The 22,513-nt window shown below is 67.8% G+C and carries 26 protein-coding genes; 17 read left to right on the top strand and 9 right to left on the bottom strand.

The features are described from left to right. The coding region (locus AO501_RS22755; protein WP_197419926.1) for an HNH endonuclease at positions 1-287 on the top strand (287 nt) is incomplete at its 5' end. On the opposite strand, the gene AO501_RS22750 is transcribed toward AO501_RS22755, so the two are convergent. Genes AO501_RS22750 through AO501_RS22730 form a run of 5 tightly spaced genes read right to left on the bottom strand, consistent with a single transcriptional unit; the run spans position 284 to position 4,195 of the window. Next, a complete protein-coding gene (locus AO501_RS22750; RefSeq protein WP_055579879.1) occupies positions 284-790 on the bottom strand; it encodes a lipoprotein LpqH in 507 nt (168 codons plus the stop codon). The genes AO501_RS22755 and AO501_RS22750 overlap by 4 nt on opposite strands. Positions 791-843: 53 nt before the next feature. Then, entirely contained in the window at positions 844-1,452 is a 609-nt protein-coding gene (rfbC, locus tag AO501_RS22745) for a dTDP-4-dehydrorhamnose 3,5-epimerase (protein WP_055579873.1), read from the bottom strand. A gap of 1 nt (position 1,453) precedes the next feature. Then, the gene (rfbB, locus tag AO501_RS22740) at positions 1,454-2,449 is read right to left on the bottom strand and encodes a dTDP-glucose 4,6-dehydratase (protein WP_055579872.1); all 996 of its coding nucleotides are present in this window, start codon (positions 2,447-2,449) and stop codon (positions 1,454-1,456) included. 11 nt (positions 2,450-2,460) lie between these two features. Then, a complete protein-coding gene (locus tag AO501_RS22735; protein WP_055579871.1) occupies positions 2,461-3,333 on the bottom strand; it encodes an LLM class F420-dependent oxidoreductase in 873 nt (290 codons plus the stop codon). A 19-nt stretch (positions 3,334-3,352) separates the two neighbouring features. Next, the gene (locus AO501_RS22730) at positions 3,353-4,195 is read right to left on the bottom strand and encodes an LLM class F420-dependent oxidoreductase (protein ID WP_055579870.1); all 843 of its coding nucleotides are present in this window, start codon (positions 4,193-4,195) and stop codon (positions 3,353-3,355) included. A gap of 241 nt (positions 4,196-4,436) precedes the next feature. On the opposite strand from AO501_RS22730, the gene infA reads away from it, so the two are divergent. The 8 genes from infA (at position 4,437) to truA (ending at position 8,977) form a co-directional block, all read left to right on the top strand. Beyond that, positions 4,437-4,658, top strand: coding sequence for a translation initiation factor IF-1 (gene infA / locus AO501_RS22725; RefSeq protein WP_003418601.1), 222 nt, complete (start codon positions 4,437-4,439; stop codon positions 4,656-4,658). Between the two features lie 37 nt (positions 4,659-4,695). Then, positions 4,696-4,809 carry a 50S ribosomal protein L36 gene (rpmJ, locus tag AO501_RS36215; protein ID WP_003886927.1) on the top strand — a complete coding sequence of 38 codons (114 nt, stop codon included), beginning with the start codon at positions 4,696-4,698 and terminating at the stop codon, positions 4,807-4,809. 148 nt (positions 4,810-4,957) lie between these two features. Then, the gene (gene rpsM, locus AO501_RS22720; protein WP_055579869.1) at positions 4,958-5,332 is read left to right on the top strand and encodes a 30S ribosomal protein S13; all 375 of its coding nucleotides are present in this window, start codon (positions 4,958-4,960) and stop codon (positions 5,330-5,332) included. 3 nt (positions 5,333-5,335) lie between these two features. Continuing rightward, positions 5,336-5,752 carry a 30S ribosomal protein S11 gene (rpsK, locus tag AO501_RS22715; protein ID WP_055579868.1) on the top strand — a complete coding sequence of 139 codons (417 nt, stop codon included), beginning with the start codon at positions 5,336-5,338 and terminating at the stop codon, positions 5,750-5,752. An 18-nt stretch (positions 5,753-5,770) separates the two neighbouring features. Next, positions 5,771-6,376 carry a 30S ribosomal protein S4 gene (gene rpsD, locus AO501_RS22710; RefSeq protein WP_055579867.1) on the top strand — a complete coding sequence of 202 codons (606 nt, stop codon included), beginning with the start codon at positions 5,771-5,773 and terminating at the stop codon, positions 6,374-6,376. A 75-nt stretch (positions 6,377-6,451) separates the two neighbouring features. Next, positions 6,452-7,495 carry a DNA-directed RNA polymerase subunit alpha gene (locus AO501_RS22705; RefSeq protein WP_055579866.1) on the top strand — a complete coding sequence of 348 codons (1,044 nt, stop codon included), beginning with the start codon at positions 6,452-6,454 and terminating at the stop codon, positions 7,493-7,495. 59 nt (positions 7,496-7,554) lie between these two features. Further along, positions 7,555-8,136, top strand: a complete 582-nt coding sequence (rplQ, locus tag AO501_RS22700; RefSeq protein ID WP_055579865.1) for a 50S ribosomal protein L17 — start codon at positions 7,555-7,557, stop codon at positions 8,134-8,136. Continuing rightward, positions 8,132-8,977 (top strand): tRNA pseudouridine(38-40) synthase TruA, encoded by an 846-nt coding sequence (gene truA / locus AO501_RS22695; protein ID WP_082658784.1) that lies wholly within the window; start codon positions 8,132-8,134, stop codon positions 8,975-8,977. Before rplQ ends, truA begins: the two co-directional genes overlap by 5 nt. On the opposite strand, the gene AO501_RS22690 is transcribed toward truA, so the two are convergent. Then, positions 8,974-9,612, bottom strand: a complete 639-nt coding sequence (locus AO501_RS22690) for a cutinase family protein (RefSeq protein ID WP_055579863.1) — start codon at positions 9,610-9,612, stop codon at positions 8,974-8,976. The genes truA and AO501_RS22690 overlap by 4 nt on opposite strands. Before the next feature lie 31 nt (positions 9,613-9,643). After that, a complete protein-coding gene (locus AO501_RS22685; RefSeq protein ID WP_082658788.1) occupies positions 9,644-10,441 on the bottom strand; it encodes a cutinase family protein in 798 nt (265 codons plus the stop codon). A 134-nt stretch (positions 10,442-10,575) separates the two neighbouring features. On the opposite strand from AO501_RS22685, the gene eccB reads away from it, so the two are divergent. Further along, entirely contained in the window at positions 10,576-11,940 is a 1,365-nt protein-coding gene (eccB, locus tag AO501_RS22680; protein WP_055579862.1) for a type VII secretion protein EccB, read from the top strand. Here the strand turns inward: eccB and mycP are convergent. Both mycP and eccD read right to left on the bottom strand, forming a co-directional pair. Further along, positions 11,905-13,212 (bottom strand): type VII secretion-associated serine protease mycosin, encoded by a 1,308-nt coding sequence (gene mycP, locus AO501_RS22675; RefSeq protein WP_055579861.1) that lies wholly within the window; start codon positions 13,210-13,212, stop codon positions 11,905-11,907. The genes eccB and mycP overlap by 36 nt on opposite strands. Beyond that, the gene (gene eccD / locus AO501_RS22670) at positions 13,209-14,528 is read right to left on the bottom strand and encodes a type VII secretion integral membrane protein EccD (protein WP_055579860.1); all 1,320 of its coding nucleotides are present in this window, start codon (positions 14,526-14,528) and stop codon (positions 13,209-13,211) included. Before eccD ends, mycP begins: the two co-directional genes overlap by 4 nt. Before the next feature lie 93 nt (positions 14,529-14,621). On the opposite strand from eccD, the gene eccCb reads away from it, so the two are divergent. From eccCb to glmM, 7 genes are all read left to right on the top strand, one after another. After that, positions 14,622-18,119 carry a type VII secretion protein EccCb gene (eccCb, locus tag AO501_RS22665; RefSeq protein WP_055579859.1) on the top strand — a complete coding sequence of 1,166 codons (3,498 nt, stop codon included), beginning with the start codon at positions 14,622-14,624 and terminating at the stop codon, positions 18,117-18,119. After that, positions 18,116-19,276, top strand: coding sequence for a type VII secretion-associated protein (locus tag AO501_RS22660; protein WP_055579858.1), 1,161 nt, complete (start codon positions 18,116-18,118; stop codon positions 19,274-19,276). The genes eccCb and AO501_RS22660 overlap by 4 nt, the downstream gene beginning before the upstream one ends. Positions 19,277-19,344: 68 nt before the next feature. Further along, the gene (locus tag AO501_RS22655; protein ID WP_055579857.1) at positions 19,345-19,671 is read left to right on the top strand and encodes a WXG100 family type VII secretion target; all 327 of its coding nucleotides are present in this window, start codon (positions 19,345-19,347) and stop codon (positions 19,669-19,671) included. Positions 19,672-19,683: 12 nt separating this feature from the next. Further along, positions 19,684-19,980: a WXG100 family type VII secretion target gene (locus AO501_RS22650; RefSeq protein ID WP_055579856.1), complete on the top strand. Its 297-nt coding sequence runs from the start codon at positions 19,684-19,686 to the stop codon at positions 19,978-19,980. Positions 19,981-20,153: 173 nt separating this feature from the next. Then, positions 20,154-20,597: a 50S ribosomal protein L13 gene (gene rplM, locus AO501_RS22645; protein ID WP_055579855.1), complete on the top strand. Its 444-nt coding sequence runs from the start codon at positions 20,154-20,156 to the stop codon at positions 20,595-20,597. After that, positions 20,594-21,049, top strand: a complete 456-nt coding sequence (rpsI, locus tag AO501_RS22640; protein WP_063892910.1) for a 30S ribosomal protein S9 — start codon at positions 20,594-20,596, stop codon at positions 21,047-21,049. Before rplM ends, rpsI begins: the two co-directional genes overlap by 4 nt. Before the next feature lie 119 nt (positions 21,050-21,168). Continuing rightward, positions 21,169-22,506 (top strand): phosphoglucosamine mutase, encoded by a 1,338-nt coding sequence (gene glmM, locus AO501_RS22635; protein WP_055579854.1) that lies wholly within the window; start codon positions 21,169-21,171, stop codon positions 22,504-22,506. The last annotated feature ends 7 nt before the right edge of the window (positions 22,507-22,513 follow it).

The raw sequence follows: 22,513 nt of genomic DNA, 5'->3' as shown, positions 1-22,513 counted from the left end.
ACTGCGACGCCCCCATCCGCCACCGCGACCACATCACCCCCGCCCAACACGGCGGACCCACCACCGCCACCAACGGCGAAGGCCTGTGCGAACGCTGCAACTACGTCAAAGAATCACCCGGCTGGCGCGTCACCGCGCACGACGAAAACGGTGTGCACACCACCGAATACATCACCCCCACCGACGCCCGCTACCGATCCGTCGCACCACCGATCTACGCCATCACCCATATCAGCGAGATGGAAGACGCCCTGGGCATCACCATCATCGACTTCCATGCCGCCTAGGGGCAGGTGGCATCGACCTCGAAGGTCTTGCTGACCTGCTGCCCCGCATTGTCGACACCCGTTGCGGTGCCGGTGATCTGGTAGGCGTTACCGTTCTTCGTCGCCTTGGCGCTGTTGCCGGGAGCGCCTTCGGTGAAGCTGAGGACCACGCCGTCGACGGTGCCCAGGCCGGCGCTGCGGACCGTGGAGGCGTCCTGCTCCAGGCCGACGATCACGCCGGTCATCATGTCACCGATGGCGATGGAGAACTTGCCCTGGTTGGTCTCGCACACGACCGCTCCGCTGACCGGCTGCGGCTGGCCGCCGATGATGACCTTCGTCTCTCCGGCGGCGGCAGGTGCGGCGGGCGGGGCGGAGCTGGTGGCCGGGTTGGCCGGCGCGGCCGCACTCGACGAAGCCGGTGAGCTGGAAGAGGTGCCCGGCGATTTCTCGTCCTTCGAACATCCGGCCATGCCCACCACGAGGGTCGTCGCACTCAGGGCGACCAACAGCTCACGCTTCACCAGTGTCTCCTTCGACTGATCGGCACACACAGCAGATGTTGAGAAGCAGTATGTCAGTGAGCGCGCAGGTCGGCGACAAAATCTTGAGCCTGTTGCCAGGTGGGAAGCAGGCCGGAGGCCCGAACGTCGGCGAAGCTGGGCGCCGCGGCGTCGCGATCGGACAGGCTCGGCGCGGCGCCGTCGACCAGTGGCCAGTCCACCCCGATGGTTGGGTCCGTGGCGCAGATGGTGTGCTCGCGTTCCGGGTTGTACTCCGCCGAGCACAGGTACATCACGGTCGAATTGTCCTGCAGTGCAAGGAAACCGTGGGCCAAGCCCTCGGAGATGTAGACGCTTCTGCGGTCCTGGTCGTCGAGCAGCACCGAGTCCCACTTGCCGAACGTCGGTGAGCCCTCCCGGATGTCGACAACCACGTCGAACACCGCACCCCGCACGCAAGTCACGTACTTGGCCTGGCTCGGCGGCAGCTGTGCGAAATGCAAGCCACGCAACACACCGGCCGAGGACGTCGAACAATTGGCCTGGCGGACATCCAACCGGTGTCCGGCGAACGCGCTGAAACCTTTGTCGGTGAGCCATTCGAAGAACACGCCGCGGGAGTCGCCGTGGATGGTCGGGGTGATCTCCCAGGCGCCCGGGATGTCGAGTTCACGAACTTTCATGTCACTGACCGCGCTTCTCGTAGCGTGCCTCTGCGGCATCTTTGATTGGCCGCCACCATGATTCGTTGTCGCGGTACCAGTCGATGGTGGCTTGCAGCCCTTCTTCGAAGTTGGTGTGCTTTGGCGCCCAACCCAATTCGTTGTAGAGCAGGGTCGGGTCGATGGCATAGCGAAGATCGTGGCCGACGCGGTCGGTGACGTGATCGAAGTCGTCGGGATCGCGGCCCATCAACTGCAGCAGCGTGCGCAGCACGGTCAGGTTGTCCCGCTCGCCCTCCGAGCTGATCAAGTAGGTGCGGCCGGACTCACCCTTTTCCAAAATTCGCCGCACCGCGCTGTTGTGGTCCTCGACGTGGATCCAGTCGCGTACGTTGTGTCCGCTGCCGTAGAGCTTGCACCGCCGCCCCGTGAGCACGTTGGTGATCTGGCGTGGAATGAACTTCTCGATGTGCTGGAACGGGCCGTAGTTGTTCGAGCAGTTCGACAGCGTCGCGCGCACACCGTAGGACCGCACCCAGGCCCGGACGAGCATGTCGCTGCCGGCCTTGGTCGCCGAGTAGGGACTTGACGGGTTGTAAGGCGTGGATTCGGTGAACCGCTGCGGGTCGTCGAGTTCCAGGTCGCCGTACACCTCGTCGGTCGAGATATGGTGCAGTCGCACCCCGTTGCGCCGAACCGCTTCCAGAATGGTGAAGGTGCCCACCACGTTGGTGTGCAGGAACGGCTCGGGGTTGTCCAGCGCGTTGTCGACGTGAGATTCGGCCGCGAAATGGACGACCGCGTCGCACTCGGCCACCAGCGCCGACACCAGTCCGGCGTCGCAGATGTCGCCCTCGACCAACCGGATCGAGTCCGCGACGCCGGCCAGTGACTCCCGGCGTCCGGCGTAGGTCAACGCGTCCAGGACCGTCACGGAATCTTCGGGGTGTTCGCGCACCGTACTGTGCACGAAATTCGCCCCGATAAAGCCCGCCCCCCCGGTGACTAGCAGCCGCATGGCTACAAACCTTAACCGGAGAGCCCGAGCGCTCCTGCCAGTTCGGTGAGCGCGGGTAGCAGCTTCTCCGGTCCCGAAGAACCCAGCACCTGGATGGCGACGTGGTCGGCACCGGCGTCCAGGTGCTCGTTGAGGCGGCGCGCGATCACGTCCGGGGTGCCGTAAGCGACCAAGGCGTCGATCAACCGGTCACTGCCCGGCTTGCGCACGTCCTCGTCGGTGAATCCCAGCCGCAGCCAGTTGTTCACGTAGTTGCTCAGGCCCAGGTAGAAGTCGATGACCTCGCGCCCGACGGCACGCGCTTCGTCGGCGTCTGTGGTGAGCACGACCTTGTGTTCGGGTGCCAGGAACACCGTGTTGCCCAGCAGGTGGCGGGCGGTGCCGGTGTGCTCGGGTGTGGTCAGGTACGGGTGGGCACCCGCGCTGCGTTCGGCCGCCAGCCGCAGCACCCGGGGCCCGAGTGCGGCGAGTACCCGGCGGCTGTTCGGCACTGGGGCGCCCTGAAAGCCTCTGTCCAGTTCGTCGAGATAGGACACGAGAGCGTCGTACGGCTTCTGGTACTCGTCGGTGTGCTCGGGGTGACCGACGCCGACGCCCAGCAGGAACCTGCCCGGATGCGCATCTTCGATGCGGTGGTAGGACTTGGCGACTGCCGCGGCCGGCGCGGCCCAGATGTTCACGATGCCGGTGGCCAGCTGCAGTGTGGTGGTCTGCTCGAGCGCCGGCTCGACCCAGGCCAGTTCGGCATCCGGTGACATGCCGATCCAGGTGGCGCCGTACCCCAGCGACTCGATCTCGCCGGCCAGTTCGGGGGCGATGCCCCGGCTGCCCAGCCATACGCCGAATTTTCCCAAGTCGGGTTTGAGTGAAACGGATTCAGTCATCGCCGGTCCCTATACCCGTTTACAGCCCGAGTGCCCCGGCCAATTCGGCAAGCGCGGGGACCAGGTTCTCGCTGCGGGTCAGAACCTGCACCGGCACGTGATCGGCGCCGGCATCGAGGTGCTCGCGCAGCCGTGCCGCGATCGCGTCGGTGGTGCCGTAGGCGACCACGGAGTCGACCAGCCGGTCGCTGCCGGGCTTCGCCAGATCGTCTTCGGTGAAGCCCAGTCGCTTCCAGCTGTTGAGGTAGTTGGTCAGGTTCAGGTACATGCCGAGGGCTTTTCGGCCCACGGCGCGAGCCTGCTCTGCGTCGGTAGTGAGTACCACCTTGTGCTCAGGTGCCAGGAACGCCGATGGCCCGATGAGTTCACGCGCCTGGGCGGTGTGCTCGGGCGTCGTCAGATACGGGTGCGCGCCGGCACCGCGCTCCGCCGACAGCTTGAGAACCCGCGGGCCCAGCGCGGCCACCACCCGGCGGCTGGCGGGCACGCCGTAGTCGTCGAGTTGGTCCAGGTACTCGGTAAGGGCGTCGAGCGGCTTCTTGTAGTCGGTGATGACCTCGCGATGGCCGACGCCGATACCGAGCAGGAAACGGCCGGGATAGGCCTTATCGATCCGGTGGAACGATTCGGCGACCGGCTTGGCCGGTGCGGTCCAGATGTTGACGATGCCCGTGGCGACCTGCAGCGTCGTGGTCGCGTCCAGGATCGGTTCCACCCAGTCCAGTTCAGCGGGCGGGGAGCCGCCCACCCACACGGCCCCGTAGCCGAGGTCCTCGATTTCTTTTGCTTGTTGGGGCGTGACGCCGCGTCCGAACGATCCGAACCGGCCGAGATCGGGCTTGCTGTTAGCAGAAGCGGTCATGATCGCTCCAACCTGGCGGGCGGTGTGGCGTATTCCGGTTCGCAGCGGGATCCGGGCGTTTTTGCGTCGAACGCGGGGCTACGGGTATCGTGGACCAACGGTGCGGCGTCCGTGCCGACTCTTGGCGTGCCCTGTCTGAAATTTCTTCCGGGAATTTCCATTATCGGCTCACGTTTTGTAGTTCGGACGAATGCTGCGCCCAACCAGGTACGGACGAAAAGTAGAGGATCTCCGAAAAGTAATGGCCAAGAAGGACGGTGCCATCGAGGTCGAGGGTCGCGTGGTCGAACCCCTGCCCAATGCCATGTTTCGCATTGAGCTGGAAAACGGCCACAAGGTGCTCGCCCACATCAGCGGCAAGATGCGGCAGCACTACATCCGCATCCTGCCCGAGGACCGGGTGGTGGTGGAGTTGTCTCCCTACGACCTTTCCCGGGGCCGCATTGTGTACCGGTACAAGTAGCAACTGACACCACCAGAAGAACAGGACCGAGACTGCCGTGAAGGTGAACCCGAGCGTCAAGCCGATCTGTGACAAGTGCAGGGTGATCCGTCGGCATGGACGGGTCATGGTGATCTGCCAAGATCCCCGTCACAAGCAGCGGCAAGGCTGATTGCCGACGTCGACAACTGAATGCTGACCTCCCAGCACCACTGAGCGAATACGTCGCTCAGACACGCCCGGACGGAGGCCGGGCCCTCACCATCAGGTGAGGAACGGACTGGGAAAAGACCTCCGCTGAGAAAGAGGAAACGCCACCTATGGCTCGACTAGTAGGCGTCGATCTGCCGCGCGACAAGCGCATGGAGATCGCGCTGACGTACATCTTCGGCATCGGCCGCACCCGTTCGATCGAGATTCTCGCGGCCACCGGCATCGACAAGGACCTGCGGACCAAGGACCTGACAGATGACCAGCTGACCCATCTGCGCGACTACATCGAAGCGAACCTGAAGGTCGAGGGTGACCTGCGCCGTGAGGTGCAAGCCGACATTCGTCGCAAGATCGAGATCGGCTGCTACCAGGGCCTGCGACACCGTCGCGGGCTGCCCGTGCGCGGCCAGCGGACCAAGACCAATGCGCGGACCCGTAAAGGCCCCAAGCGCACCATCGCAGGCAAGAAGAAGGCCAGGTAACCGATGCCACCGAAGAAGGGAACCGCTTCGGGTCCCAAGAAGGGCCAGAAGACCCGCCGCAGGGAAAAGAAGAACATCCCGCACGGCGCCGCTCACATCAAGAGCACGTTCAACAACACGATCGTGACGATCACCGACCCTCAGGGCAACGTGATCGCCTGGGCCTCGTCGGGTCACGTCGGGTTCAAGGGATCCCGGAAGTCGACGCCGTTCGCGGCTCAGCTGGCTGCCGAGAACGCCGCGCGCAAGGCGCAGGAGCACGGTGTCAAGAAGGTCGATGTGTTCGTCAAGGGCCCGGGCTCGGGCCGCGAGACCGCGATCCGTTCGCTGCAGGCCGCGGGCCTGGAGGTCGGCGCGATCTCCGACGTCACTCCCCAGCCGCACAACGGCTGCCGCCCGCCCAAGCGTCGGCGCGTCTAGGTCTAGGAGGACATACCCATGGCTCGTTACACCGGACCCGTCACTCGCAAGTCACGCCGGCTGGGCACCGACCTCGTCGGTGGCGACCAGTCCTACGAGAAGCGGCCCTACCCGCCCGGCCAGCATGGCCGCGCCCGGGTGAAGGAAAGCGAATACCGCCAGCAGCTGCAGGAGAAGCAGAAGGCTCGCTTCACCTACGGCGTGATGGAGAAGCAGTTCCGCCGCTACTACGAGGAGGCCGTTCGCCACTCGGGCAAGACCGGTGAGGAACTGCTGCGCATCCTGGAAAGCCGGCTGGACAACGTCGTGTACCGCGCCGGCCTGGCGCGTACCCGGCGGATGGCCCGCCAGCTCGTCAGCCACGGTCACTTCTCGGTCAACGGCGTGCACGTCAACGTGCCCAGCTACCGGGTGTCGCAGTACGACATCATCGACGTCCGAGACGGTTCGCTGAACACGGTGCCGTTCCAGATTGCGCGGGAGACCGCGGGCGACCGCCCGATCCCGAGCTGGCTGCAGGTGGTGGGGGAGCGGCAGCGCATCCTGATCCACCAGCTGCCTGAGCGCACCCAGATCGACGTCCCGCTCACCGAGCAGCTGATCGTCGAGTTCTACTCGAAGTAAGAATGTTCTGCGCCGCCCGGCGCGGGATACCTAACGGCATCAAATAGCGGGTGCCGAGAAGGAGAAGAAGAAACAATGCTGATCTCTCAGCGGCCCACCCTGTCCGAGGACATCCTCACCGACAGCCGGTCCCAGTTCGTCATCGAACCGCTGGAGCCGGGATTCGGTTACACCCTTGGCAATTCGCTGCGGCGTACGCTGCTGTCGTCGATCCCCGGCGCGGCCGTCACCAGCATCCGCATCGACGGCGTCCTGCACGAGTTCACCACGGTCCCCGGCGTCAAGGAGGATGTCACCGACATCATCCTGAACCTCAAGAGCCTGGTGGTGTCCTCCGAGGAGGACGAGCCGGTCACCATGTACCTGCGTAAGCAGGGCCCGGGTGAGGTCACCGCGGGCGACATCGTGCCGCCGGCCGGTGTCACCGTGCACAACCCGTCGATGCACATCGCGACCCTGAACGACAAGGGCAAGCTCGAGGTCGAGCTCGTCGTCGAGCGCGGCCGCGGCTACGTGCCGGCGGTGCAGAACCGGGCCTCGGGCGCCGAAATCGGCCGTATTCCAGTCGATTCCATCTACTCGCCGGTTCTCAAGGTCACCTACAAGGTGGACGCGACCCGTGTCGAGCAGCGCACCGACTTCGACAAGCTGATCCTGGACGTCGAGACCAAGAGCTCGATCACCCCGCGCGACGCGCTGGCCTCGGCCGGTAAGACGCTGGTCGAATTGTTCGGTCTGGCACGCGAACTCAACGTCGAGGCCGAGGGCATCGAGATCGGGCCGTCGCCGGCCGAGGCGGACCACATCGCCTCGTTCGCGCTGCCGATCGACGACCTGGACCTGACCGTGCGGTCCTACAACTGCCTCAAGCGGGAAGGCGTGCACACCGTCGGCGAACTGGTCTCCCGCACCGAGTCGGACCTGTTGGACATCCGCAACTTCGGGCAGAAGTCCATCGACGAGGTGAAGGTCAAGCTGCACCAGCTCGGTCTGTCGCTCAAGGACAGCCCGCCCAGCTTCGACCCGTCCGAGGTCGCCGGCTACGACGTCGCCACCGGTACCTGGTCCACCGAGGGTGCCTACGACGACCAGGACTACGCCGAAACCGAGCAGCTTTAAAGAACCCCCGTCCCGGCCCTACCTGATACGGGGGCCGGCCCCACATAGGAGAAGTCGCAATGCCCAAGCCCACCAAGGGTCCTCGTCTCGGCGGGTCGTCCTCGCACCAGAAGGCGATTCTGGCCAACCTGGCCACGTCGCTGTTCGAGCACGGCCGGATCAAGACCACCGAGCCCAAGGCGCGGGCGTTGCGGCCCTACGCGGAGAAGCTGATCACCCACGCCAAGAAGGGCACGCTGCACAACCGGCGTGAGGTGCTCAAGAAGATCCGTGACAAGGACGTCGTGCACACCCTGTTCGCGGAGATCGGACCGTTCTTCGCCGACCGTGAGGGCGGTTACACCCGCATCATCAAGGTCGAGAACCGCAAGGGCGACAACGCTCCGATGGCCGTGATCGAGCTGGTTCGGGAGAAGACGGTGACGTCGGAGGCCGACCGGGCGCGGCGGGTGCAGTCCTCGAAGAAGGCCGCGCCGGTCGCGGCGGCGGCGGCGCCTCAGGCGGCGGTCGAGCCGGAGGCGGCCGAGGGCCCGACGGCCGAGGAGGCCACCGAGGCCACCGAGACCGAGGCCGTCGAGACCGAGGCCGTCGAGACCGAGGCCGTCGAGGCCGACGAGACGTCGGAGAACTCCGAGAATTAGTGGGGACGTCCGTCTGCGGCTTGATATCGCCTACGACGGAACCGAATTCGCGGGCTGGGCGGCGCAAGCGGAGCAACGCACGGTCGCCGGCGTCCTCGATGCGGCGCTGACGACCGTGTTCCGCACGCCGGTGCGGCTACGCGCGGCCGGCCGCACCGACGCCGGCGTACACGCCACCGCGCAGGTGGCTCATGCCGATGTTCCCGCTGACGCCTTGCCGCACGCCTATTCGCGATCAGACCGCGCGGGCGATCCGGAGTTCGGATCGCTGGTACGCCGGTTGGGGCGGTTTCTGCCGGCCGACGTCCGGGTCATCGAGATCACGCGTGCGCCAGCTGGTTTTGACGCCCGGTTCTCGGCGCTGCGGCGGCATTACGTGTATCGACTGTCGACAGCGCCCTACGGCGTGCTGCCGCAGCAGGCGCGGTTCGTCACCGCCTGGCCACGCGCGCTGGACCTGGACGCGATGATCTGCGCATCGCGAGAACTGTTGGGACTGCACGATTTTGCGGCTTTCTGCCGGCACCGTGCAGGTGCCACCACGATTCGGGAGCTGCAACGGCTGGACTGGACGCGCGACGGGGATCTGGTCACCGCGCACGTGAGCGCCGACGCATTCTGCTGGTCCATGGTGCGCTCATTGGTCGGTGCCCTGCTGGCCGTCGGCGAGCATCGGCGAGACCCGCGTTGGTGTCGTGAACTGCTCAGCGCGACAAGCCGATCCAGCGATTTCGCGGCAGCGCCACCGCAAGGCCTGACGCTGATCGGAGTGGACTACCCGCCGGATGACCAGCTGGCCGCGCGCAATCTGATCACCCGCGACATCCGTTCGCCCCGCTAAATCCTGCCCGCGACGAAGTTTGCGGCCTCATTGGTCAGGCCGGGGACGTAGCCCAGGTGCGCCTTCCATACGTTGCCGTCGGAGCAGATCGGGTCGCCCTCGTTGCACAGGTTGAGTATTTTGCCGCCGAATTGCGGGCTCAGCGCGGTCAACAAGCCGCCGGCCCGGCCGGACGGATTGCCGAACAGGGTGACCGCGGAGACATGGTCGGCAGCTTCGGGTGGCAGTGGCTGGGTGAAACCGAGGCCGGCCAGCGGTGCGGCGGTGACGATGTCGATAACCGCGGCGCCCTGGGAATAGCCACCGAGCACCATCCTGGTGTCGGGGCAGGAGTTGGCCATCTGCTGCACATGGTCGCTGGCGTCGTTGGCTCCGTCGGTGGCGGCCAGGAAGTCCCGGCTGGCGGGATAGTTCACACCGTAGGCGCCGATATTGCGGCCGGTCTGCTGGCGCAGCGACCCGACCAGAGCGTTACCCACCCGGCCGAGGCCGGGCGGCTCGCCGGTTCCGCGGGCGAAGATCACCTCGACGTCCGGGCAAGCTGCCTGCGCCGGCGGTGCCAGCGGAGGGGCCACCAACAGAGCGGCCGCCGCGAGTGCGGCGGCCGTCAACCGACCCAGGGGGGCGCATCTCATGGCCCCAATGCTAGGCGTTGTCGACGGTGCGTCACTGCACCTGAACGACGGGCTGCTGCACCGGAGTGATGGGAGTGGCGGGCACCTGCGGTGCCAGGGCGGGGTTCTGCGGCACGACGCCCGGTATCTGAGGAACGAGGGGCAGCTGGCCGGGCATGTGCGGAGTGCCGTTCATGATCTTGGGCGCGGCGAAAGCGGCCCCCTGGGTCGTGTAGAAGGGCACGTAGCCTTCGGTATGTCCGCTCCACTCGTTGCCGGCGCCGGCGTGGCAGATCGGGTCCTGCGGATTGCAGTAGTCGACGGCTTTGGAGCCGAGCAGGGTGCTCTTGGTAGGCAGTGATCCGCCGGCACGGTCGGCGATGTCGCCGAAGGTGACCACCGCCGCGACGTTGCCGACGTATTCGGGCGGCAGGGAACTGCCCCAACTGATGCCGCCGATCGGAACGCCGGCCACGATGTCCATCACGGACGCACCCTGCGAGTAACCGCCCAGCACGATTTTGGTGTTCGGGCAGGAGGACACCGTGGCTTTGACGTGAGTGATCACGTCATTGGCTCCATCGCCGCCGTGCAATTGCAACTTGCTGGCCGCGTAGTTGACGCCGTAGGTGCGGATGTTGAGACCACTGGTTTGTTGACGCAGCGAGTCCACGAACGCGTCGCCCACCCGGCCCAGGCCCGGAGCCTCATTGGTTCCCCGGGCGAACACCACCTCGGCGTCAGGGCAGTCGTCGGCCCACGCGGACGGCGCCGAGGCGAGCGGGCTGACCGGCAGGACAGCGGCGAACAGGGCTGCGAGGCCTACACCGGCCCGACCGGCAAGGCGCATGAAGTGCTGATACACGCCGAAATTTTACCCGCGGCGCGGCAGAGCAAAACCTCCAGCGTTGTGGATAACGGGTCAGGCGCAGCCCGTGGACGGCCTACCGTAACCGACGGGCAGGACGACGATATGGGAGATGTGTGGCGCTGCAGGTGGCGACGTGGCTGCAGGTGAGTGGGTACCGTTACCGGCTGCGGCGCATCGAGATTGCTTTGCTGGACGTGCTGCAGTGCTCACCCGGGAGGTTGTGGCGGAATTCGCTGGCGGTGGGGTGTGTCTTGACCGTCATCGCCTTGACGGGTTGCCTGCTCCTCAGCCGGCTCTGGCCTCAGCCCGGTCTGGGCGACGCTCGGATCGTAATGGGTCAGGCCTCCGGGGCGCTGTATGTGAAGGTCGCGGACACCTGGCATCCGGTGCTGAACCTGGCGTCTGCGCGGTTGATCGCCGCGACCGATGCCAATCCGCGACCGGTGGCGGAGTCTGCGCTGGCGCGGACCAAACGCGGCCCACTGCTTGGTATTCCGGGAGCACCGGGATTGATTGCTCCGGCGCTGCCTGCGCAGGAGTCGCGCTGGACGGTGTGTGACAGTGCGGGAGGGACGGCGGTCTTACTGGGGGTGGATTCGCCGGCCGGTCGCGTCGGCGGCGGACAAGCGCTGCTGGTGGCCGCCCGTACCGGCGGGCCGGCCTACCTGCTGTACCGCGGCCGGCGGGCGCTGGTGGACCTCGCCGATCGTGCTGTCGTGCGAGCGTTGAGGTTGCCGGACCGGGCTCCACGCATCGTCTCTCAGACTTTGCTGAATGCCGTTCCGGAGGCACCGCCCATCGCGGCTCCCCGGCTACCTGGCGCGGGCGGCCCCGCGGGGGCATGGCTGCCCGGGTTTCGGGTGGGCACTGTGCTACGAATCACACGCGCCGCGGGTGACGAGTATTACGTCGTGCTCAACGCCGGGGTCCAGCGAATCAGCCAGGTCATCGCGGACCTGCTCCGGTTCGAGGTCTCGGCCGAGATCACCACCGTGGACCCCGGCCTGCTGCGCACGGCCCCCAGCGTGGACACATTGCCGGTCTCCGGGATCCCCGAGCAGGTGCCGTCGGACCCCGGGGGTTCGACGTGGTGTGCGGTGTGGACTCCCGTCGCGTCGGGTCCGCCCGACATCGGATTTCTGGCCGACCCGCGCCCGTCGGCCACGGGGGCGGTGAGGCTGGCGCAAGCCGACGGACCCGGACCGGCGGTGGATGCATTCTCCCTCGCCGCGGGCCACAGTGCCTACGTGGCCACGCAGAGCCGGGTCGGAAACAGCACCCGGGTGGACACTCGCTATCTGGTGACCGACACCGGGGTGCGGTTCGCGATCCACGACGACGAAGCGGCTCACCTGCTCGGGCTGCCAGCGACGCCAACGCCGGCGCCGTGGCCGGTGCTGGCCGCGTTGCCGTGCGGACCGGAACTGAGCCGGGAGAAGGCGTCAGTCGCCCGGGACACCCTGCAGCCGGGACCCTGAGCGTCGACTCGTCGCCAGCGCCCCCAGCATGAGCGTCAGGCAGATCGCGGCGCCGACGACCATGCGCCGCCGGTTGTCCGGGCGGGTGCTGGTACCCGGTGCCGGCACGCCGAGCGGCTTGGCACCGGGTGCGGCACTGGGCGGGATGTCGGCGCTGACCGCAGCGAGAGCGTCGATGGTGCCGTTGCCGACCAGCGGGTCCCATCCGGCGGCCGGGTGGTGCGCAGTGGCCTCGATGCGCTGCATCACCTGACGGGCGGTCAACGCCGGGAAGCGGGCCCGGATCAGGGCGGCCAGTCCGCTGACGACCGGAGCCGCGTAGCTGGTGCCCGAGATGGCCGATTGTCCGTCGGTCCGGTTCACCAGTCCGTCACCGACCGGGTTGAGCGAGGTGACCCCCTCACCCGTGGCCGCGACATCCACCCACGGACCGGCCACGGTGAACGATGACGGAATGCCCTGGGAATCAACCGAACCGACGGTCAGCACGTAGTCGTCGTACCAGGCTGGGCTGACCACCACCGCCACGGTGTCGCGAGTGACGCCGGCCGGCTGGGGTGGGCAGTGCGACCCGCTGTTGCCGGCCGCCGCCACCACAACCGCGTTCTTGACGTCCACCGCATAGGCGAGTGCGGCGCCCAGCGCCCGGTCGTCGGGCGCCTGGGCCACCGGGGCGCAGGCGACGGACGAAATGTTGATCACGGTGGCCCCCAGATCGGCGGCCGTGCGCACGGCCCTGGCCAGCGTCGCGACGTCGCCGACACCGCCGTCGGAGCGTTTGGCGGCAGGCGCGAACTTGGAGCTGGACTGGCGGATGCTGATCAGCGTGACGTCGGGAGCTATCCCGGTGTATGCGGAATCCGTTGCGGCGGCGATGATGCCGGCGACCAGGGTGCCGTGGGCGTCGCAGTCCTGGGTGCCGTCTCCGGTGGCCACGTAATCACCGCCGGCTATCAGGTTCTTCAGTAGGGGGTGCCGGTGCACTCCGGTGTCGATGACGGCAACTCGCTGACCTGAACCTCGGGTGAGTTGCCAGATCTGCGGCAGGTCGATGCCCGCGAGCTGCGCCGGCGCCTCTGCGCCACCGGGTTCCATCGTGGCCACCGCGCACGTCTCTCGTTGCACGGTGGGTTGCACGGGTGCCGGCAATGCCGGCGCCGGCAGCCACTTCTCGTCGACCGTCGGCGGCGTGACCGCCTGCGCGGGCGGTGCCGCACACTGGGACACCAGCACCGCGACGAGCAGGGGACGCACCACCCGGACGGCGCTCACGCACGAACCAGACTCAAGCCGCGGACGGCGCCGAACGCGCCACACGTCCAGCACGCCAGCGGAGCCACGGCGGCGAGCGCAATGCACCCCATGGCATTGACACCGCGGCGCGCCATCGGCGTGACGGCGGGAGCCACGAAACCCGGGTAGATCGCTGCGACAGCCGCCGCAGCGGACAGCGCGGCGATCCACGGCGCCTGCTGCGGCAGGTCGACGGCCGCAATCACGAATGTGGTTGTCAGCGTGCCGATTCCGATGATGACATACATCGGTGCCCGTGCCCTGTCGGTCCGTGCGTGCAGCATCAACACGGCTGCGGTGAGGGCGGCCAGCGCGATCGCCCGGTGTACGGCCAGCGCGGCGGTCGCGGCGGCAACGGCCGCAGCCGCCGCGCAGCCGCCGCGCAGACCGGTCAGCCAACTGTCGGCACGCAAGGCCCTGGCCGTCAGTTCACTTTCGGGCCTGGGGTCATCGTGCTCGATGCCGGGCACCAGGCCGGCCAACCGGATCGACAGCCGCGGTGAGACCTCGATAAGTCCTAGGCAGGCGAGCGCGGTCACCGACCCGACGGCGTGCGACGGCGCTCCGGTGACGATGATGGCCAGCGCGGCCGCGGCCGCGACCAGCGCACAGCATGCCGTCGCGACCAATGTGACGGAGCCACAACCGGTTACGCGGGCCGCCAGGACCGCCATGGCGCCGGCCGCCATCGCGGCGAGCAGCAGATGCGGGGCGCCGGGAGCACCGGGCACCGCGAGCAGACCAGCCAGTGCCGCAGACGTTGTGGCAATGAGGTTGAGGGTGAGGCCGGCGATCGGGTCACGGTGGACGCGCAGGACGATAACCGCAGACATCAGGGCAGTTACAGCGGCGACGACCGCTGCCGCTGCGGCGATGTCGGCATGGGCGGCGCCACCTGCCCAGCGAACCAGCACCAGCGCGCCTACGCCGGCGAAGCAGGCGGCGGCCAGACCGGCGGTCATTCCCCGCCAGGACCGCGGGGAGCGGACCAGCGCCGCGGACACCGCTTGGGCCTCGTCGTCGTAACGCACGGCCGGGGGTGCGGGCGGCTGCCGGCTCAGCACCAACGCGGTACCGTCACGAACACCGTTCTGCCGCAGTGTTGTCGAGTTCGGCAACGGGGCGCAGCCGAGCCGCGCCAGGTGGTAGCGCGCCCCCGGTGTCACGCCCCCCAACACATCGACGATCGGCGGGATCAACTCCGCAACGGGCACCGCGGCGGGCAATGTCAGGTCGACGGAGGCGCTGCCGGCGTGGACGGAAACGCGACGCAACTCCGGATCGGGTGTAGACATCCTCGGCACGCTAAACGGTTCGGCAGCGCGCTGCTTACGGCTATCCACAACTGAATTGCCATGAATCTCGGTGCCGCTTAACGTCGTCGAACTATGGCCGCGGTCATCGAAGTAGCCGCCCCGCCCGAACTGTCGCAATCGGCGTCCTCGAGCACGCTGGTGCTGCCGGCCGTGATGGCCGTCGCGTCCGTGGCCGTCGCCGGAGTGGTCCTCTGCACCGGGTCTCCCGCCGCGCGCAACCCCGCATTGTTGGCCGTTCCCGCCATGATGCTGGTGTCGCTGGCCCTGACGGCCGGGCGGGGCAGACGCCGGGGTGCGGCGATAGCCGGTGACCGGGACGAGTATCTGGACTACCTGTGCGCATTGCGCCCGAAAGTCACCGAAGCCATTGTCGCGCAGCATGCGTCGTTGACGACGTTGCATCCAGAGCCGGACAGTCTCTGGACGTTGACAGGCGGCGACCGCATGTGGAGGCGACAGTCCACCGAAGCGGAGTCCTGCTCGGTCAGGGTCGGTGTCGGAAGTATTCCGCTGAAACCCGCTCTGGTGGTCGCGCCGGGACGACCTGCGCGCCGGTGTGATCCTCTGACCGTCTCGGCCCTGAATCGCTTCGTGCGAACATATTCGACGCTCCCGGATGCGCCGATCGCGATACCGCTACGCGTACTGGACAGGACGACCATCGATGGCGACGCAGACCGGGTGCGCGGACTGCTCCGCGCAATCGTCTGCCAGCTGGCGATAGCGCATCCGCCCGAGAAGTTGCTGATCGTCGCTGCCGTGACGGATCGAGCGGAGTGGGACTGGTTGAAGTGGCTGCCGCACAATCAACATCCGAGCGCAACGGACCCGGCCGGTTCGGCGCGGATGGTGCACCCGCATGTGGTGGTGATCGTCGACGCTGCCGGAAACGACGACGTTGAGATCAGCGGTGCGACCGTGCTGCGGACCGGCGTTCCGGCGTCATCGTTGACGATTCGGCATTCCGCCGGGCAGGACCTGCTGGAGGCTCCCGACTACCTCGACCGAGACGATGCGGTGGTGTGCGCGCGCCGGATTGCGGCGTCCGCCTCAGGTGCGCCAGGACCCGCCGGCACGGCCGTTTTCCCCGGCAACGGTGCCGACCCGATCGCGTTGTGGCACAACCAGAATCGCCGGGAACGCTTGCGGGTCCCGATCGGCGCCACCCTGGACGGCCAGCCCGTGCTGCTGGACATCAAGGAGGCGGCCGAGGAGGGGATCGGGCCGCACGGGCTATGCGTCGGAGCCACCGGATCGGGCAAGTCCGAGCTGCTGCGCACCGTCGCGATGGGCATGATGATCCGCAACTCACCCGAGGTGCTGAATTTACTGCTGATCGACTTTAAAGGGGGCGCAACATTTCTCGACTTCGCCAGGGCGCCGCATGTGGCGGCGGTCATCACCAACCTCGCCGACGAGGCAGCCCTGGTCGCACGGATGCGTGAGGCCCTGGCGGGAGAGATCAACCGACGGCAACAGTTGCTGCGTAAGGCCGGTAACTTCGCCAGCGCGGCGGCGTACGCCCAGGCTCGGGCGCCCGGATCGGTTGCGCTGCCGACACTGTTCATCATCGTCGACGAGTTCTCCGAACTGCTCAGTCAGCATCCCGATTTCGCCGACACGTTCGTCGCGATCGGTCGGGTCGGACGATCCCTCGGCATGCACCTGCTGCTGGCCAGTCAACGGCTTGACGAGGGGCGGCTGCGTGGCTTGGAAGCCCACCTGTCCTACCGGATCTGCCTGAAGACCCTGTCCGCCGGCGAGTCACGTGCGGTGCTGGGCACCCCGGACGCTTACGAACTGCCGAGCACGCCGGGAGCGGGGTTGCTGCGCGCCGCCAGCGGAGAGCTGGTCCGCTTCCAGGCCGCTTGCGTGTCGGGACCGTCACCGTCGGACGGTGCCGCCGGCCCGGCAGCGCCCGGCGTACGCCGCTTCACCGCCGAAAACTATGAGGCAGTGCGCCATTCGGAGCAGGAACCCGGCCCCTCGCTCCTGCACACGCTCCTCGACCGCCTGGAGCACCAGGGGCCTCCCGCCCACCAGGTGTGGTTGCCTCCGCTGAATGTGGCGCCCCGGCTGCGGACGCTGCTGGCCGGTCGAAGGCCGACACGTCTGGTCGTTCCGATAGGCGTCGTCGACCGTCCCTACGAGCAGTGTCGCGTGCCGCTGACGGTCGACCTGTCGGGTGCCGCCGGCAATGTCGCCGTTGTCGGAGCGCCCCGGTCGGGCAAGTCGACGGCGGTGTGCACCCTCATCACCGCATTGGCCGCCACGCACAGTCCCGGACAGGTGCAGTTCTATTGCCTCGACTTCGGGGGCGGAGCACTGTCCGCCCTGCGCGGCATGCCGCACGTCGGCGCGGTCGCCGACCGGACTCAGCCAGAGCTCGTCTGGCGTATGGCGGCCGAGATGGAATCGGCGGTACACGCCCGCGAGGTATGCCGCCGCGACGGTGGTCCGCTCGACTGCTTCCCGGACGTGTTCCTCGTGGTCGACGGGTGGGCGGGCCTGCGCCAGGACTTCGACGCGGTCGCGGATTCGATCACCGCGCTTGCGGCTCAGGGACTTTCGTACGGGGTGCACGTGCTGGTGTCAGCCGGTCGCTGGGCGGAGATCAGGCCGGCGCTTAAAGATCGGCTCGGCACCCGCATCGAGTTGCGGCTCGGTGATCCCGCCGATTCCGAGCTTGACCGCCGGCAGGCCCGTCAGGTCCCCACCGACCGTCCCGGTCGCGGTCTCAGCGTGGACGGCCTGCACATGATGGTCGCCCTGCCGGGACCGGAGGAACTCGAATTGCACCGCGGCGGCCCCGCAGCGCCGCCGATACCGCTGTTACCCACCCAGGTCGACTACGACGCCGTCGTCCTCGAACACGAGCCCCGGATCGTGCTCGGTCTCGAAGAACACCGATTGCAGCCGGCTGCAATTGATTTCCAGCAGCGGTCGCACCTGTTGATACTCGGGGACAACGGCTGCGGCAAGACCGCCGCGCTGCGGACCCTGTGCCGCGAGGTCGTCCGCATAAACAGCGCGGTGCAGGCCCGGCTGTTCCTGGTCGACTTCCGGCGCACACTGCTCGGCGTCGTCATGTCGGAACATCTGGGCGGGTACGCCATGGCGCCCGCGGCCCTGGAGGTTCTGGTGTCGGAGCTGGTCGATCTGCTGCGGCTGCGGATGCCGGGTCCTGAGGTCGGCCAGGCAGAGCTGCAGGCAAGATCATGGTGGACCGGTCCCGAGATCTACCTCGTCGTCGACGACTATGACCTGGTCACCACGTCGACCGCGAACCCGTTACTCCCGTTGCTCGAATACCTGCCGTATGCAACAGATCTGGGACTGCACATGATTGCCGCGCGACGGAGCGGGGGCGCCGCGCGGGCATTGTTCGAGCCGCTGCTCGCCGGTCTGGGAGACCTGGGCTGCATGGGACTGATGATGAGTGGCCGCCCGGAAGAGGGTGCCCTGCTTGGGTCGAGGCCACCCGCACCGCTGCCACCCGGTCGCGGCACACTGATCACGCGCCCCGGCGTCGAGCAGCTGGTGCAGGTGGCCTGGAGCCCGCCCGCGTGACCGCGCACCGCGCGGTCGTCGTGGCCGGGCCGTTGCACGTCAGCCGATTGTGTTGCGCGACAGCCGAGACCGACGCGCGCTTCGTAGCGGCGCTGGAGGCCGTGGACGACCCGGTGGCGTTGGTGGACGGGCGGCCGGTCGCCGTTGACGAGCTGTGGCGCGACGTGCTGTGCTCGTTGACCGCGGGGCACCTCGGCGTGCTCGTGATGTGTCCGTCGTGGTGGTCGACGGCCCGGGTCGACGTGGTCACCGCGGCCGCGGGCGCCGAGGCCACCGTATGCACGCGGGCTTCTATTCTGGCACAACAGAATTCGGCGATAGTGGTGGAGATCGCCGAACGGCTGGTGGCCGTCTCGGGAGACGGTGTCGTTGCGGTGCCGCGCCGCACCGGCGAGCAGGGCGTCGTCGAGGAGGTTGCCCGCGTCATCGCCACGATGACACCGGGCAACGTGGTGATCGACGCCCCGACCGCGGTACCCGGAGCACGTCGGCTCGCCCGAGCGATCACCGACGCCATTGCGACCGGGCACCTCGTCACCACGGTCGAGGACATCGGTGCGACGAATCCGGCCCGCGCGGCGGCATCGATTCCGGACCGGGAACCGGTCGTGACATTCGGCGGTCGAACTCGTGCGCGGCTGGCGGTCGCGGGCGTCACGGTCACCGCGGCGGGTCTGGTGCTGCCCGCGGTGACCGCCGAGAATCCGCCCCCGGTGGCCCGCGCGGCGCCCACGACGGTTCTGGTCGAGGGTGACGTGGCGTTGACGATCCCCGCCGGCTGGCTCACCCAGCGCGTCACCTCCGGGCCGGGTTCGGCGCGGGTCCAGATCACCTCACCGTCTGACCCCGAGTCGGCGTTGCACGTCACGCAAACGCCGACGTCCGGCGAGACGCTGGCCGGCGCCGCCGACCGGTTGCGCCGCGCGATCGACGCCGAACCAGCCGGGGTCTTCGTCGACTTCGACCCGGCCGGGGTCAGCGCCGGCCGTCCCGCAGTGACCTATCGCGAAGTGCGGGCGGCCCACGATGTGCGGTGGACGGTGCTGCTGGACGGATCGCTGCGGATCAGCATCGGATGCCAGAGCCGGCCCGCGGAGCGGGACTCCGTCCGGTCCGCCTGCGAGCAGGCCGTGCGGACCGCGCACGCGGTGGGGTGAGACCCGGGAAGTCGATGGAACCAAACCGCGTCCACGCGGGTCGAACAAGGAGACGACAGGAGGACCAGATGAGCATTTCTGCGGGTGCCGACGCACTCAACACCGACTTCGACCTGATGAGATCGGTCGCAGCAACCACAGACGTCCGCAACGACGAGATCCGGGCCATGCTGCACGCATTCATCGGGCAGATGGGCGCCGTACCGCCGTCGGTGTGGGGCGGGACCGCCGCGGCGCGGTTCAAGGACGTGGTGGATCGCTGGAACGCCGAGTCGGCGCGGCTTCATCACGTCCTGCACGCCATCGCCGAAACCATCCGCCACAACGAAGCCGCGCTGCGTGAGGCCGGCCAGAGCCATGCCGACCGAATCGCCGCCACCGGCGGAACCCTCTGATCGGAGACCGTCATGGATTCAACGCTGTCGTATCACTTCGACGCCATCGAACACTCCGTCCGGCAGGAGATTCACACCACAGCCGCACGCTTCAACGCGGCGCTGGATGAGCTGAGATCCCAGATCACGCCGCTGCAGCACCTCTGGACCCGGCAGGCGGCCGCTGCCTACCAGGCCGAACAGCTCAAATGGCACCAGGCGGCCACCGCGCTCAATGAGATCCTGATCGAATTGGGACAAGCGGTCCGCGACGGCGCAGCCGAGGTGGCCGGCGCCGATCGCCGGGCGGCCGGCAGTTGGTCGTGGTAGTCGTTTTGACCTGCGGGGATGCGCGTCGGTAAGCTGCTCCGTTGGCGTGCGGTACCTGCGGGTACGTGGGTCCTCGGGTCACTGTCGGTCGCCGAGACCAGCCCCAACCGCAAACGCCTGACCGGCCCCCGGTTCGCACCGGGATCCACCCGAGAGAAGAGAAGGTAAGCGCTGTGCCCACATATGCGCCCAAGGCGGGTGACACCACGCGGTCGTGGTACGTCATCGACGCCACGGACGTTGTGCTTGGCCGCCTTGCCGTAGCAGCGGCGACGCTGCTGCGCGGCAAGCACAAGCCCACGTTCGCGCCCAACGTCGATGGTGGTGACTTCGTCATCGTCATCAACGCCGAAAAGGTCGCCATCAGCGGCGACAAACTGCAGAGCAAGATGGCCTACAACCACTCGGGGTATCCCGGCGGTCTGCGCCAGCGGAGCATCGGTGAGCTGCTGCAGAAGCACCCCGACCGCGTGGTGGAGAAGGCGATCGTCGGCATGCTGCCCAAGAACAAGCTGAGCCGGCAGATCCAGAAGAAGCTTCGCGTCTACGCCGGCCCGGAGCACCCCCACACCGCTCAGCAGCCGGTTCCGTTCGAGATCAAGCAGGTGGCGCAGTGACCGAGACCAGTCTGGAAACCACCGAGGTCGCAGAGGCCGTGGTCGAGACCGAGTCGTTCGTGTTCGAGCGCCCGATCCAGACCGTCGGCCGCCGCAAGGAGGCTGTGGTGCGGGTGCGCCTGGTGCCCGGCACCGGCAAGTTCGACCTCAACGGCCGCAGCCTCGAGGACTACTTCCCGAACAAGGTGCACCAGCAGCTCATCAAGGCGCCGCTGGTGACCGTCGAGCGGTTGGAAAGCTACGACATCTACGCCCTCCTGCACGGCGGCGGCCCCTCCGGCCAGGCCGGGGCACTGCGTCTGGGCATCGCCCGCGCGCTCATCGTGGCGACCCCCGAGGACAGGCCGGCGTTGAAGAAGGCCGGCTTCCTGACCCGCGACCCGCGTGCCACCGAACGCAAGAAGTACGGCCTGAAGAAGGCTCGCAAGGCGCCTCAGTACAGCAAGCGCTGATCAGCCACCACTTTTTGGCTGCGAGCGTGTGTCAGTCGGCGTGTCGCACGCCCGGTCGGCACGCTCGCAGCCAAAAGTGGGTATGAGCACTATCGCTATCTTGTGAGAGGTTTGTCCGCATGGGTCGACTTTTCGGCACCGACGGCGTCCGTGGAGTCGCCAATCGCGAGCTGACCGCCGAGTTGGCGCTAGCGCTGGGCGCAGCCGCGGCGCGGCACCTGGCGAGTTCAACCGGACCCGGCCGCCGGATGGCTGTGATCGGGCGCGATCCGCGGGCCAGCGGTGAAATGCTCGAGGCCGCCGTCATCGCGGGCCTGAGCAGCGAAGGTGTGGACGCGCTGCGAGTCGGTGTGCTTCCGACGCCCGCAGTCGCCTACCTCACTGGCGCTTACGACGCCGACTTCGGCGTGATGATCTCGGCCTCGCACAACCCGATGCCCGACAACGGCATCAAGATCTTCGGCCCCGGCGGCCACAAGCTGGACGACGACACTGAAGACCAGATCGAGAATCTGGTCGCTACCGGGCCGGGACTGCGCCCGGTCGGCGCGGGCATCGGCCGGGTCGTCGACGCCGAGGACGCGGCCGAACGCTATCTGCGTCACGTCGGCAAGGCCAGTACGAGCCGCCTGGATGGGCTCACCGTGGTGGTCGACTGCGCCCACGGCGCAGCCTCGCAAGCGGCTCCGAGCGCCTACCGCGCTGCCGGAGCCCGCGTCATCGCGATCAACGCCGAACCCAACGGCCTCAACATCAACGACCGCTGCGGCTCCACCCATCTGGAGGCGCTGCGGGAAGCGGTGATCGCCCACCGCGCCGACCTGGGGATCGCGCACGACGGCGACGCCGACCGCTGCCTGGCTGTCGACGCCAACGGCGAACTCGTCGACGGCGACACCATCATGGTGGTGCTGGCCCTGGCCATGAAGGAGGCCGGGGAACTGGCATCCGACACGCTGGTGGCGACCGTGATGAGCAACCTCGGACTCCATCTGGCCATGCGGGCCGCCGGCGTGACCGTGCGCACCACTGGCGTCGGTGACCGCTACGTCCTGGAAGAGCTGCGGGCCGGCGACTACAGCCTCGGTGGCGAGCAGTCCGGCCACATCGTGATGCCGGCCCTGGGGTCCACCGGCGACGGCATCGTCACCGGGCTGCGTCTGATGACCCGGATGGTGCAGACCGGTTCGTCGCTGGCCACTCTTGCCGCGGCGATGCAGACGTTGCCGCAGGTGCTGATCAACGTTGAGGTCGCCGACAAGGCCACCGCCGCCGTGGCTCCGTCGGTGCAGACCGCGGTCGCGCAGGCCGAGGCCGAACTCGGTGACACCGGGCGAATCCTGTTGCGTCCCTCGGGAACCGAACCGCTCATCCGGGTGATGGTGGAGGCTGCCGACGAGGACATCGCGCAGCGGCTGGCGGCCACCGTGGCCGACGCCGTCGGCGCTGCCGGCTAAAAACCGG

The sequence above is a fragment of the Mycobacterium gordonae genome (assembly GCF_001417955.2).
GTDB lineage: Bacteria > Actinomycetota > Actinomycetes > Mycobacteriales > Mycobacteriaceae > Mycobacterium > Mycobacterium gordonae_B.
This window is presented reverse-complemented; position numbering and strand designations above follow the sequence as displayed.